The organism is Streptomyces sp. Ag109_O5-1, assembly GCF_003814875.1.
Lineage (GTDB): Bacteria > Actinomycetota > Actinomycetes > Streptomycetales > Streptomycetaceae > Streptomyces > Streptomyces sasae.
On record NZ_RKQF01000001.1, the window covers coordinates 5,493,983 to 5,506,759 of the forward strand.

14 protein-coding genes are annotated in these 12,777 nt (G+C 72.1%); 3 read left to right on the forward strand and 11 right to left on the reverse strand.

Features of this window, described 5'->3' with window-relative positions:
* Window positions 1–330 precede the first annotated feature (330 nt).
* Complete coding sequence (locus EDD90_RS24660) at window positions 331–1,023, forward strand: SCO3374 family protein (protein ID WP_123975230.1); 693 nt, start codon at window positions 331–333, stop codon at window positions 1,021–1,023.
* On the opposite strand, the gene EDD90_RS24665 is transcribed toward EDD90_RS24660, so the two are convergent.
* The 10 genes from EDD90_RS24665 to EDD90_RS24710 all read right to left on the reverse strand — a co-directional run bounded on the left by EDD90_RS24665 (window position 1,002) and on the right by EDD90_RS24710 (window position 9,377).
* Window positions 1,002–1,337, reverse strand: coding sequence for an Lsr2 family protein (locus tag EDD90_RS24665; protein ID WP_123975231.1), 336 nt, complete (start codon window positions 1,335–1,337; stop codon window positions 1,002–1,004). The two genes, EDD90_RS24660 and EDD90_RS24665, sit on opposite strands and share 22 nt — an antisense overlap.
* A 231-nt stretch (window positions 1,338–1,568) precedes the next feature.
* Window positions 1,569–2,102, reverse strand: a complete 534-nt coding sequence (locus tag EDD90_RS24670) for an amino-acid N-acetyltransferase (RefSeq protein ID WP_123975232.1) — start codon at window positions 2,100–2,102, stop codon at window positions 1,569–1,571.
* Window positions 2,103–2,111: 9 nt separating this feature from the next.
* A complete protein-coding gene (locus EDD90_RS24675) occupies window positions 2,112–2,525 on the reverse strand; it encodes a BlaI/MecI/CopY family transcriptional regulator (RefSeq protein ID WP_123975233.1) in 414 nt (137 codons plus the stop codon).
* Between the two features lie 182 nt (window positions 2,526–2,707).
* Window positions 2,708–2,893: a hypothetical protein gene (locus tag EDD90_RS24680; RefSeq protein WP_123975234.1), complete on the reverse strand. Its 186-nt coding sequence runs from the start codon at window positions 2,891–2,893 to the stop codon at window positions 2,708–2,710.
* Window positions 2,894–2,983: 90 nt separating this feature from the next.
* Complete coding sequence (locus tag EDD90_RS24685) at window positions 2,984–3,604, reverse strand: hypothetical protein (protein WP_123981580.1); 621 nt, start codon at window positions 3,602–3,604, stop codon at window positions 2,984–2,986.
* A gap of 315 nt (window positions 3,605–3,919) precedes the next feature.
* Window positions 3,920–4,717, reverse strand: coding sequence for a type III pantothenate kinase (locus tag EDD90_RS24690; protein ID WP_123975235.1), 798 nt, complete (start codon window positions 4,715–4,717; stop codon window positions 3,920–3,922).
* A 4-nt stretch (window positions 4,718–4,721) separates the two neighbouring features.
* Window positions 4,722–5,699, reverse strand: a complete 978-nt coding sequence (gene nadC, locus EDD90_RS24695) for a carboxylating nicotinate-nucleotide diphosphorylase (RefSeq protein WP_123975236.1) — start codon at window positions 5,697–5,699, stop codon at window positions 4,722–4,724.
* A gap of 5 nt (window positions 5,700–5,704) precedes the next feature.
* Entirely contained in the window at window positions 5,705–7,426 is a 1,722-nt protein-coding gene (locus EDD90_RS24700) for an L-aspartate oxidase (protein WP_123975237.1), read from the reverse strand.
* On the reverse strand, window positions 7,423–8,424 hold the full coding sequence (gene panC, locus EDD90_RS24705) for a pantoate--beta-alanine ligase (protein ID WP_123975238.1): 1,002 nt from the start codon (window positions 8,422–8,424) through the stop codon (window positions 7,423–7,425). Before panC ends, EDD90_RS24700 begins: the two co-directional genes overlap by 4 nt.
* Window positions 8,421–9,377: a Rossmann-like and DUF2520 domain-containing protein gene (locus tag EDD90_RS24710; protein WP_123975239.1), complete on the reverse strand. Its 957-nt coding sequence runs from the start codon at window positions 9,375–9,377 to the stop codon at window positions 8,421–8,423. Before EDD90_RS24710 ends, panC begins: the two co-directional genes overlap by 4 nt.
* Before the next feature lie 185 nt (window positions 9,378–9,562).
* On the opposite strand from EDD90_RS24710, the gene EDD90_RS24715 reads away from it, so the two are divergent.
* Together EDD90_RS24715 and EDD90_RS24720 are read left to right on the forward strand one after the other, a co-directional pair.
* The gene (locus EDD90_RS24715; protein WP_123975240.1) at window positions 9,563–10,759 is read left to right on the forward strand and encodes a low specificity L-threonine aldolase; all 1,197 of its coding nucleotides are present in this window, start codon (window positions 9,563–9,565) and stop codon (window positions 10,757–10,759) included.
* Window positions 10,760–10,817: 58 nt separating this feature from the next.
* The gene (locus EDD90_RS24720) at window positions 10,818–11,918 is read left to right on the forward strand and encodes a DUF5937 family protein (RefSeq protein ID WP_123975241.1); all 1,101 of its coding nucleotides are present in this window, start codon (window positions 10,818–10,820) and stop codon (window positions 11,916–11,918) included.
* 63 nt (window positions 11,919–11,981) lie between these two features.
* Here the strand turns inward: EDD90_RS24720 and EDD90_RS24725 are convergent, their stop codons facing one another.
* Window positions 11,982–12,656 (reverse strand): response regulator transcription factor, encoded by a 675-nt coding sequence (locus EDD90_RS24725; protein ID WP_123975242.1) that lies wholly within the window; start codon window positions 12,654–12,656, stop codon window positions 11,982–11,984.
* Window positions 12,657–12,777 lie beyond the last annotated feature (121 nt).

Sequence of the window (12,777 nt, forward strand, 5' to 3'; positions counted from 1 at the left end):
CGACACCGTCGATGGCCTCCTGACCCCGAACGCCGACATCTGCTCCAACCCGATGGTGCGAGACGATGTTCCCGCAGGCCAGGCAGTTACCCCTTCCCTCAGTACGCCGATGGCGAACGTGAGACGGCCTCGCATGCGTGTCGCCCCCCTCCCACTAGGGATGTCTTACCCGTTCGGACTGACAGTCCATGCCGTGGGCCCCCGGTCCCTCCGCTACGGGCGAACAACCTTGCGTCCCTCCGGACCCCCGGGACCTCCCCGCGCGACACTCTGCGCATTCCCTCGCGCACCCAGCGTAACTCGGGTGGGGTCGGGACTGTTGGACTCGGCATGGCTGGCACAGTCCCTCCGACTGCTCCCACGGTCCCTCACCCCCGTCGTCCGCTCGGTTCCGGTTCCGGTGCTGGTTCCGGTGCTGCCGTGGCGCCGGACGGGCGGGCGGCCCGACTCCGGCACTGGTACGAGAACGATCTGGGCTGGGCAACAGTGCCCGCGCCGCCCGGAGAGCCGTTGCGGCTGGTCACGGGCGTGCGTTTCGATGTGCTGGACGTGCCTGCGGAGGCGGGCGCGAAGGCGCTCAGGCATCTTGGGCCGGGCTCTCCGGTGGCCCTACAGGGCGGCCGGATGCGGCTGCTGGTGGCCACGGGCGGCGCGGAGGAGCTGCCGGGGCTGCTGGAGTGGCTGGAGTGGGGCGCGCTGGCCCTGGACCTGCGGGCGCTGGGCGATCGGGGCCGGATGGACGCTCCGGCGCGGCCCGAGCCGGCTTCCACCGGAGTCCGGCTGCCTCCCGGCCCTGCGGAAGGCCGCGGTGAACCCGTGCAGGGGGCCGCCCTCTGGTTGCGGCCCCCCGAGTCGGGGTGCGAGGTCGAGGCCTCGCTGCCGACGCTGTCGGCCATGGGGGGCGTCGGAGGCGCCCCCGATCTCGTACGGCTGCTGGACACGGTGGCCACCGAGTGCCACCGCATCCGGCTGCGGCGCGCGGGCCGCGGGTCGGAGAACAGTCAGCTGTTGGCGTCCTCGTAGGCCTGGCGAATCGTCGCCGGAACACGGCCGCGGTCATTGACCTCGTAGCCGTTCTCCTTGGCCCACGCGCGAATCTGCGCGGTGTCCTGGCTGCCGCCGGAAGCCGCACGGGTCTTTCCGCGTCCGCCCGAAGCACGGCCACCGGTACGACGACCGCCCTTGACGTAGGCGTCGAGAAGGCCGCGCAGCTTGTCCGCATTGGCGGTCGTGAGGTCGATCTCGTATGTCTTGCCGTCCAGCGCGAACGTCACGGTCTCGTCCGCCTCGCCGCCGTCGAGGTCGTCGACAAGAAGGACCTGAACCTTCTGTGCCACCGGATTTCCTTTCATCGATAACTTGAGGGCCGGGGGTGTGCGGCGTCCGCCGTTTCGCCGCCCCCTGTTATATGCAGTACTGCAGTACGTCGGAAAGCAAACCGCTTTTGCGGGGAAAACACAAACCCCTGGGAGAGACCAAGGCGCCCGCTCCCGTCCGGAAACATACGCGTTTCGGACATAGGGCACCTGGGCAAGGCGGGACGCCCGGAATAGCGACCCCCTTGGCGATCACAGATGCAGAAGCATCCGGCTGTTGCCCAAGGTGTTCGGTTTCACTCGTTCGAGTCCGAGGAACTCCGCGACACCCTCGTCATAGGAGCGCAACAGCTCCGCGTACACATCGGTGTCGACGGGCGTCTCGCCGATCTCCACGAAGCCGTGCTTCCCGAAGAACTCGACTTCGAAGGTCAGACAGAAAACGCGGCGAACACCAAGCCAACGTGCGGTCTCCAGCAACTTCTCCAGCAACTGATGACCGACACCGGCACCCTTGAGACCCGGCTTCACCGCGAGAGTGCGCACTTCCGCGAGGTCCTCCCACATCACGTGCAGCGCACCGCAGCCGACCACCTCGGCGTTGTCGTCGCGTTCGGCGACCCAGAACTCCTGGATGTCCTCGTAAAGGGTCACCATGGCTTTGTCGAGCAGGATGCGGTCACGGACGTACGCGTCAAGGAGGTGGCGTACGGCCGCGACATCGCCGGTCCGGGCCCGCCGGACGGTGATGGCTTTTGCGGTGACTTCGGGGCGCATCGCTGACATGAGCGGACGCTATCGCCCGCCGTGGTCCGCCACGGAGCCGGGGTTCTCCTCTTGGCGGGCTTCCCGGCCTTCGCGTTCTTCGTGCCGTTCCGCGGTATCGGGGCCCTGCACGATGCGTACGGCGTCCCGCAGGGCCTGCCGCTGTTCGTCGCTCATCATCCCGAAGAAGGCGACGAGAGCGGCCGCCGGGTTGTCACTCTGCGACCAGGCGTCGTTCATCAGGGCGGCGGCGTAGGCGGCCCTCGTGGAGACGGCCTCATATCGATAGGCGCGCCCTTCGGCCTCCCGCCGCACCCAGCCCTTCTGATGGAGATTGTCCAAAACGGTCATCACCGTGGTGTACGCGATGGACCGTTCCTGCTGAAGGTCTTCCAGGACTTCTCGAACGGTCACCGGGCGGTTCCACTTCCACACCCGCGTCATGACCGCGTCTTCGAGTTCTCCCAATGGGCGAGGCACAGCTCAGAACAATAGTGGGAGATCCCGCCAATGGCGTGCCGGACGTGCGCTTTCGCCAACAAAGGCGAACAAAAAGGGCGTACGACTCGGAAAGCACGGGTAGGACCGTGCGGCAAGTCGTACGCCCGTGGCGGCGCTCTTCGCGGTCAGGCGTCGCCGTTGGGGGCGGCTGCGGCCTGGCGGGCGCCGGCCGCGCGCTCGAGGGCGGCGTCGACGGCTGCGTCCTCCTTGGCCTTGGCGGCCCCGCCCTGGGTCTTCACGATCACCCGGACCAGACCGATGAAGAAGACGGCCATGACGACCGGAGGCAGGAGCGCGGAGACGTATTCCATGTGTCCAGAGTAGCCATCAGGGATCGGGCGAAAGGGGCGGGGTGGGCGAAGCGTCGCGCAACGTCCGCGAGCTGCGCCTTCTCGGCCGGCTCAGCCGGCGGCGAGCTGCTGCGGAGGCTGCGCGGCGGGCGGTGGGGCGGGCCGGCGCCGGGGGAAGACCTCCCCCGGGGTCGGAATGGGGCGCTTGGGCGCGGCGGGCTCGGGGGCCGCCGGCTGCGGGGCGGGCCGCTCGGCGGGCTTCTCCTTCGGCTTCTTCTCCGGCTCCTTGGCCACACCGCCCGGCAGGGCCGTCAGGCGGGCCCTGGAGGCCGGAACGGCGGGCGCCGGTACCTTCCGGGCCCCCTGTGCGAAGCGGGCCCGCACATCGCGCTCGGCGAGATCCTGGCACCGGTCGAGCAGCGCGGCGGCGCCGGGGTTGCCCCGCAGCGCCCGCAGCGCCGCGAGATCGTCCGGGGTCGGACGGTGTCCGGCGCCCAGCGCCTCCTCCAGAAGGGTGAGGTAACCGGCGACGGTACCCGGCAGGGCGGCACGGTACCGGGCGAGATCGGCCACCAGGAAGGCACGCAGCCGGGCCCCCTCGCACATCGCCTCGTCGAGCGACTCGGCGAGCCGATGACAGTCCTTGACGTCCTCGGCGGAGGCGGGACCGGGGTGAAGGGCGAGGGCGAGAGCACGGCGGAGCACACGCAGCTCCTCCGCACCGAACGCCATGCCGCCGCGGGATCCGTATGGCGTGGGCATGGACCGAAGATACGCGTAAATCAGACAAACTCGACATAGGGGGCAGGTGTGGCGCGACAGGGCCACCCACCTGGCGGCGACCACGAACAACAATGGCCGGCGCTCAGCCACATCCAGCCCGTCCGGCGTCCGAGGACGAGGCCGTTCGGGCCGAAGCGGGGGTCCGGGGGCGGCAGCCCTCAGGACGGGACCGACCCGGCGGGGGGCGAAGGGGGCGCGGCCCTCTGGTGATGGGCCGGGTAGGGGCGGCGGGGGCGCAGTCCCCCGGCCCGCCCCCACCCGGCCCTACATCCGTGACACGTTCCGCTCGTACACCAGCCGCAGCCCCACCAGCGTCAGCCACGGCTCGTGCTCGTCGATCACCGAGGACTCCCCCAGCACCATCGGCGCCAGCCCGCCCGTCGCGATCACCGTCACATCGTCCGGATCCTCCGCCAGCTCCCGGGCCATCCGGCCGACCACCCCGTCGACCTGCCCGGCGAAGCCGTACACGATGCCCGCCTGCATGGCCTCGACCGTGTTCTTCCCGATCACGCTCCGCGGCCGCGCCACCTCGATCTTCCGCAGCTGCGCGCCCTTGACGCCCAGTGCCTCCACGGAGATCTCGATACCGGGCGCGATCACACCACCGACGTACTCCCCGCGCGCGGACACCGCGTCGAAGGTGGTGGCCGTACCGAAGTCGACGACGATCGCGGGCCCCCCGAACAGTTCGACCGCGGCGACCGCGTTGATGATCCGGTCCGCGCCGACCTCCTTGGGGTTGTCGGTCAGGATCGGCACGCCGGTCTTCACGCCGGGCTCTACCAGCACCGCCGGGACATCGCCGTAGTAGCGCCGCGTCACCTCGCGCAGCTCGTGCAGCACGGACGGCACGGTCGCGCAGATCGCGATGCCGTCGATGCCGTCGCCGAGCTCGTCACCCAGGAGCGGGTGCATGCCCATCAGGCCCTGGAGGAGCACCGCCAGTTCGTCGGCCGTACGGCGGGCGTCCGTGGAGATGCGCCAGTGCTCGACGATGTCCTCGCCGTCGAAGAGGCCGAGGACGGTGTGTGTGTTGCCGACGTCGATCGTGAGGAGCATGGGTTCACTCCGCCTCGCGCAGATCCAGGCCGATGTCCAGGATCGGCGAGGAGTGGGTCAGGGCGCCGACGGCCAGGAAGTCCACGCCCGTGTCGGCGTACGCCCGCGCGTTCTCCAGCGTGAGCCGCCCGGACGCCTCCAGGAGCGCGCGACCGGCGACGATCGCGACGGCCTCCTCGCACTCCATGGGCGTGAAGTTGTCCAGCAGGATCAGGTCGGCGCCCGCGTCGACGACCTCGCGCAGCTGGTGGAGGGTGTCGACCTCGACCTCGATCGCCAGGTCCGGGAACGCCTCGCGCACGGCCTTGAAGGCCTGGGCGACACCGCCGGCGGCGACCACGTGGTTGTCCTTGACCAGAGCCGCGTCGGAGAGCGACATCCGGTGGTTGACGCCGCCGCCGCTGCGCACGGCGAACTTCTCCAGGGAACGCAGCCCCGGGGTGGTCTTCCGGGTGTCACGCACGCGTGCCTGCGTGCCCTCCAGCGCGTCCGCCCACGCGCGCGTGGCCGTCGCGATGCCGGACAGGCGGCACAGGATGTTCAGCGCGCTGCGCTCGGCGGTGAGCAGGTCGCGGGTGCGCGTGGTGATCGACAGCAGCTTCGTCCCGGCCTCGACCCGATCGCCGTCCTCGACGTGCCGTTCGACCTCGAACTCGTCGGTGCAGACCACGGAGACCACGGCTTCGGCGACCCTGAGCCCCGCGACGACGCCCGCCTCACGCGCGACGAAGTCGGCGGTCGCCACGGCCTCCTCGGGGATCGTCGCGATGGTCGTCACGTCCACGCCGCCCGCCAGGTCCTCCTGGACGGCCACGTTGGCGATGTCCTCGACCTCGATGGGGTCGAGTCCGGCGGCGGCGAGGAGTTCGGCGAGCGCGGGGTCGAGCCCGCACTCCAGGTACTCCTCGTCGCCCTCGGCGCCACATGCACAGCCGTCGCCGCAGCCGCCGCCGTCGGCGAGGGGAAGGTCGTTGGTGCTCACGTCTGTCACTGCTCCTGGGATGGCTGGTGCGGCCGGGTAGGGGGGAAGTCTGCGGTGTCGGTGGTGCCTACGGCCAGCGAACGGTCCGGATTCAGCCGTACGACGATGTGCCGCCGCCAGGTGGCGTCGTCGCGGTCGGCGTGGTCCTCGCGCCAGTGGCAGCCGCGGGTCTCCTCGCGCCGCCTGGCCGCCTCGACGAGCACGCGTGCGACGCACAGGAGGTTGGTGGCCTCCCAGGTGTCGACGCCGGGCTCGGCGGTCTTGCCATTCTCGTCCAGGGCGTCGCGGGCCTCGGTGTGCAGACGCTGGAGCTGCTCGGCGGCTTTTGTGAGGGACTCGTCGGAGCGCAGGACGCCGGCGCCCTCGGTCATGATCCGCTGGATCGCGAACCGCGCCTCGGCGGCCTGCAGCGGGTGCGCGGGCTTCTGGGGGTGTGGGACCGGCTCGGGCACGCGCGCGTGCAGGCGGTCCGCCGCGTGCCGTTCCACGATGTCGGCGACGATCCGCTCGGCGTAGACCAGGCCCTCCAGGAGGGAGTTGGACGCGAGCCGGTTCGCGCCGTGCACGCCGGTGCACGCGACCTCGCCGCACGCGTACAGCCCGCGTACGGTGGTGCGCCCGCGCGCGTCGGTGCGCACGCCCCCGGAGGCGTAGTGGGCGGCCGGCGCTATCGGGATCGGCTCGGTGACCGGGTCGATGCCGTGTGCCCGGCAGGCGGCCAGGATGGTCGGGAAACGGTGTTCCCACATGTCGGCGCCGAAGTGCCGAGCGTCCAGGAACATGTGCTCGGCGTCCTGCTCCTGCATGCGCCGCATGATGCCCTTGGCGACGATGTCCCGGGGCGCGAGCTCGGCCAGCTCGTGCTGCCCGACCATGAAGCGCACGCCGTCGGCGTCGACCAGGTGCGCTCCCTCGCCGCGCACCGCCTCGGAGACCAGCGGCTGCTGTCCCTCCGCGTCGGCGCCGAGGAACAGCACGGTCGGGTGGAACTGGACGAACTCGAGGTCGGAGACCTCCGCGCCGGCGCGGAGCGCAAGCGCCACGCCGTCTCCGGTGGACACCGACGGGTTGGTGGTCGCGGAGAACACCTGGCCCATGCCACCGGTCGCGAGGACGACCGCGGGGGCGTGCACGGCGCCCACGCCGTCGTGCTGGCCCTCCCCCATCACATGCAGGGTCACGCCCGCCGTACGCCCCTCGGCGTCCGTGAGCAGGTCCAGCACCAGCGCGTTCTCGATCATCCGCACGCCCCGCGCGCGAGCCGCTTCCACCAGCGCGCGCGAGATCTCCGCGCCGGTCGCGTCGCCGCCCGCGTGCGCGATCCGGCGCCGGTGGTGGCCGCCCTCGCGCGTGAGCTCGATGTCGCCGTCGGCGTCGGTGTCGAAGTGGGCGCCGGTCGAGATCAGCCGCCGCACCGCGTCCGGCCCCTCGGTGACGAGGATCCGGACGGCGTCCTCGTCGCACAGGCCCGCGCCCGCGACCAGGGTGTCGTCCAGGTGCTGCTCGGGGGTGTCGCCCTCACCCAGGGCCGCGGCGACACCGCCCTGCGCCCAGCGCGTGGAGCCGTCGTCGAGGAGCGCCTTGGTGACGACGACCGTGGTCAGTCCCGCGGCCTCGCAGCGCAGGGCGGCGGTCAGCCCGGCCACGCCGGAGCCGACGACCACCACGTCGGCGGCGATGGACCACCCGGGGGCGGGCGCGTGCAGTCGTATGCCTGTGCTGGTCACGAGGCGGCTCCGGTGGCGGCGAAGGTGAGGGGGATGTTGTCGATCAGCCGGGTCGTCCCGACCCGGGCGGCGACGGCGAGGACGGCTTCTCCGGTGAAGTCGTCGTCGATCTCGGTGAAGTCGGAGGGGTCGACCAGGACGAGGTAGTCCAGCGCGAGCGGCGGGTCGTAGTGGACGGCCTCGTCCAGGACGGTCCGCGCGGCCGCGCGGACGGCGGCAGCCGCGTTCGGCACGGCCTTGGCGACGGCGTGCGCGTCGGCGGCCGCACGGGACTCCCCTATGGCGCTGAGCGCCTCGGCGCGCGCCCGCGTGGACGGCACCTCGCGGGCCCGCGCGCGCAGCGCCTCCTGTGCCGCGTGCCGGTCGCCCCCGGCGAACAGCGCGCGGGACAACGCGAGCGCGGTGCGCCGCTCGTCGGCCGACAGATAGCGGTTGCGGCTGGACAGCGCGAGCCCGTCGGCCTCGCGCACGGTCGGTACGCCGACGATCTCGATGCCGAAGTTGAGGTCCCGCACCATACGCCGGATCACGGCCAGCTGCTGAGCGTCCTTCTGCCCGAACAGGGCCACGTCGGGGCGGGTGAGGTGGAGCAGCTTGGCGACGACCGTGAGGACGCCGTCGAAGTGCCCGGGCCGGGAGGCGCCCTCCAGGAGGGTGCCCATGGGGCCCGCGGTGACGCGGACCTGGGGCTGCCCGCCCGGGTAGACCTCGTCGACGGAGGGGGCGAACACGGCGTCCGCGCCCGCCTGCTCGGCGATCTTCAGGTCGGCTTCCAGGGTGCGCGGATAGCGGTCGAGGTCCTCTCCGGCGCCGAACTGGAGCGGGTTGACGAAGACCGTGACGACGACCTCGCCGTCCGGGCCGGCGATCTCGCGCGCGGTGCGGATCAGCGTGGCGTGGCCCTCGTGCAGGGCGCCCATGGTCATCACGACGGCGCGGCGGCCGCGGCGCACGCGCGCGTGCAGTTCGTCGGCGGTGCTCAGCAGGGCGGTCGTCATCGGGCGTTCCCCTCGGTGCCGTTGGTGCCATTGGTGCCGTCGGTGCCGTCGGCGCCGTTCGCGAGAACGCCCAGGAGGTCCTCGGCGAGTTCCGGCTTCAGCAGGCCGTGCGCGAGCGCCCGGTCGGCCGTCGCGCGGGCCATCGCCAGGTAGCCGTCGACGGCCTGCGGGGCGTGCCGGCGCAGCTCCGTGACGTGCGCGGCGACGGTGCCCGCGTCCCCGCGCATGACCGGCCCGGTCAGTGCCGCGTCACCGGAGCGCAGGGCGTTGTCGAGGGCGGCGCCGAGCAGCGGGCCGAGCATCCGGTCGGGGGCCTCGACGCCGGCGGTACGCAGCAGCTCCATGGACTGGGCGACCAGGGTGACCAGGTGGTTGGCGCCGAGAGCGAGGGCCGCGTGGTAGAGCGGGCGGTTCTCCTCGGAGATCCACTCCGGCTCGCCGCCCATCTCGATGACGAGCGCCTCGGCGGCCAGCCGCAGCTCCTCGGGCGCGGTGACCCCGAACGAGCAGCCCGCCAGCCTCTGCACGTCCACCGGCGTCCCGGTGAACGTCATCGCCGGGTGCAGGGCCAGCGGCAGCGCACCCGCGCGCAGGGCCGGGTCCAGGACCTTGGCGCCGTACCGTCCGGAGGTGTGCACGAGCAGCTGGCCCGGCCGTACGGCACCGGTCTCGGCGAGGCCGGTGACCAGGCCGGGCAGGGCGTCGTCGGGGACGGTCAGCAGGACCAGGTCGGCGCGCTGGAGGACCTCGGCGGGGGGTACCAGCGGAATGCCGGGGAGCATCGCCTCGGCGCGCCGCCGGGAGGTGTCGGAGACCCCGGAGACGGCCACCGGGCGGTGCCCGGCGAGCTGCAGGGACGCGGCCAGCGCGGGGCCGACGCGGCCGGCGCCGACGACGCCGACGGCGAGCCGCGCGGGGCGGTCGCCGGGTTCTGGCTGTTGGACTGTACTCACGCGAGGGTGGCCTTCCCGTTCCAGTCCGCTCTGGGTACCGGACGATTTCTCGTCATGTTAACGCTATCGGGTTCGGCCCCAGTTGGTTGTCCACAGGCTGTGGGTGACCGGTCACATCCGCCGGGCGACGGCCCCGAACGGAAAATGCGAGGCCTCCGCCCCGCCGCCACGGCATCATCCACGGCATGAGCGATACGGTGACACCCACCCAGGACGAGCAGTCGGACGAACCCCGGCCGGCCGAACAGCGGATGCGGGAGCGGCGCGCGGCCGCCTACCGGAAGGCCGACCGCGTCCTCGCGCGCGTGGGCATGCGCGCCTCTCTCCGCGAACGGCTCGTGCGGCTCCAGGAAGCGGCACCCGACGTCTACGACCTGGACGAACCCGCGGACGTCTACGGCAACGGGATCGTCGAGTCCCTGGAGGAGCGGGTGGCGGCCCTGCTGGGCACGGAGGCCGCCGCGTTCTTCCCGACCGGCACGATGGCGCAGCAGGTGGCGCTGCGCTGCTGGGCGGCCCGGGCCGGCAACCCCACGGTCGCCCTGCACGCCCTCGCCCACCCCGAGCTGCACGAACGCAGCGCCTTCCGCGAGGTCGCCGGTCTGCGCACGGTCCGTGTCACCGGCGAGCCCCGGCTCCCCACCGCCCAGGAGATACGCGACTTCGAGGAGCCCTTCGGGGCGCTGATGCTGGAACTGCCTCTCAGGGACGCCGGTTTCGTACTGCCCTCCTGGGAGGAGCTGACGGAGGTGGTGGAGGCGGCGCGGGAGCGCGACGCGGTGGTGCACTTCGACGGCGCGCGCCTGTGGGAGACCACCGTCCATTTCGGCCGCCCCCTGCACGAGATCGCGGACCTCGCGGACAGCGTCTACGTGTCGTTCTACAAGTCGCTCGACGGTTTCGGCGGCGCCGCACTGGCCGGCCCGAAACACCTGATCGAGGAGGCGAAGACCTGGCGCCACCGCTACGGCGGCATGGTCTTCCAGCAGTTCCCGACGGCCCTGGCGGCCCTGACCGGCCTGGAGCGCGAACTGCCCCGCCTCCCGGACTACGTCCGCCACGCGCGCGTGGTCGCCGCGGCCCTGCGCGAGGGCTTCTCCGCGGCGGGGCTCCCGTGGACCCGCGTGCACCCCGAGGAGCCGCACACCCACCAGTTCCAGGTCTGGCTGCCGTACGACCCCGAGGTGCTGTTGGAAGCGGCGGTACGTCAGGCCGAGGAGACCGGCACCTACCTCTTCGCCGGCTACTGGGAGGCGAAGGGCCCGGGTCTGGCCATGCACGAGGTGACGGTGGCACAGACGGGCCTGGAGTGGACGGCCGAGGATGTACGGGCGGCGGTCGCGGACTTCGTGACGCGGTTGCCCGGGAGGCCTCTGTCCTGATCGACGGCGGCCGTCGATCGGCGGGGGCGTTGTCGGTGGCGGGGTGCACGATGGGGACATGAGCGTACGTATCGACATCGCGGGGCTGCGGCCGGAGAGGGTCTCCGTCGTGCCCTCGCCGCTGGCCGAGCTCGGCATGGCGCTGCACGCGCTGTCCGAGCCGGGTCACCATCCGGGGCTCCAGGCCTGGGTGACCGGGGTGACCGCCCGGCTGGAGCCGCATCTGGCCGACCGGATGTGCGAGGCGGACTTCCTGTGGCGGACGACGTTCTCGGACCTGTTCCTGCCGTACGCGGCCGTGCCGGGCGCCGTCCCTGGCGGCACGCTCGCCGAGGAGCTCGACCAGCTGGACAAGCTGACGGACGACCAGTTCGTGGACGCGGCCCTGGAGTTCACGTGCGCGCTGTCGTACGGCACCGAGGCGCCGGCTCTCCTGTCGGACCCGGCCGCACGTCGGCGGGCGCTGGAGCTGGCCGTCTCGCGGGGGCCGCAGCAGGTCCGGTTCGCCCAGCGGCTGCTCGACGATCCGCCGGGCGTGCGCGCGTGGCTGCGCCGGTTCCTGGAGGACTGCGCGGAGGCGTTCTTCGACGAGGCCTGGTCGCGGCTGCGCCACCAGCTGGCGGCCGACGCCCGGCACAAGACGGAACTGCTGCGGCACAAGGGGCTGGCCGAGGCGCTCGCGGCGGTCTCGCCGGCCGTGACGCTCGACGAGGCGGGCGCGCGGATCACCGTGGACAAGCTCACCGACGGTCACGCCGTCGTCGACGCCGACGGCCTCCTGCTGGTGCCCACGAGCCTCGGCCGGCCGCATCTGATGGTGCTGCACCGGTACGGCTGGCAGCCGGTGCTGCACTATCCCGTCGGCTCGCCGGAGCTCGCCGCACCCGCGTCGGTGGAGGAACTCACGCTGCGGATGGCCGCGCTGTCCCATCCCGTCCGGATGCGGCTGTGCCGGCATCTGGCGCGCAGCGCGTACACCACCGGCGAGCTGGCGCAGGCGCACGGTCTGTCGGCGCCCGAGGTGTCCCGGCACCTGGGCGTGCTCAAGAAGGCGGGCCTGGTCACGACACGCCGCCGCGGGCGGTACGTACTGCACCAGCTGGACGTCACGGTCGTCGCCCGGCTGGGCAGCGACTTCCTGGAGGGGATACTCCGCTAGCCGCCACCGGCCGCCGTCTCCCGAGCCGGCCGTACATGCCGTGAATACTGCGGAGGCCTTGCGTCAGCCGTGGCCGCCGCCCGCGCGCACCAGCCCCGTCTCGTAGGCCAGCACGACCACCTGCACGCGGTCCCGCAGCCCGAGCTTGGTGAGTATGCGGCCCACATGGGTCTTCACGGTCGCCTCGGAGAGCACCAGCCGACTCGCGATCTCGCCGTTCGACAGCCCCTGGGCGACCAGCACCATGACCTCGCGCTCACGGTCCGTGAGCCGTTCCAGCTCCTGGTGCTGGGGCCCCTTTCCGGCCGAGGGCAGCATCGGTGCGAAGCGGTCGAGCAGCCGCCGGGTGGTGGAGGGGGCGACGACGGCGTCGCCGCTGTGCACGGAGCGGATGGCGGCCAGCAGCTCGCCCGGCGGCACGTCCTTGAGCATGAAGCCGGAGGCGCCCGCCTTCAGCCCCGAGAAGGCGTACTCGTCGAGGTCGAAGGTGGTCAGGATGAGCACCTTGGGCGCGTCGGGCTCCATGCAGATACGGCGGGTGGTCTCCACACCGTCCAGCTTGGGCATGCGCACGTCCATCAGCACCACGTCCACTTCGGTGGATCTCAGCACCTGGAGGGCCTCGACGCCGTCGCCCGCTTCCGCGACGACCTCCATGTCCGGCTGCGCCGCGAGCACCATCCGGAACCCGGTGCGCAGCAGCACCTGGTCGTCGACGAGCATCACGCGGATCGTCATCGGGTCCTCTTCCGTTTCCGTTCGTCCGTTTGCCTGTTGCGGGTCGTACCGGTCCTCTGTCCCGGGTCGTCCCGGTCCGTTTCGGGGGCGTGACAGGTGTCAACCGGGGGCGTGCGTCTCC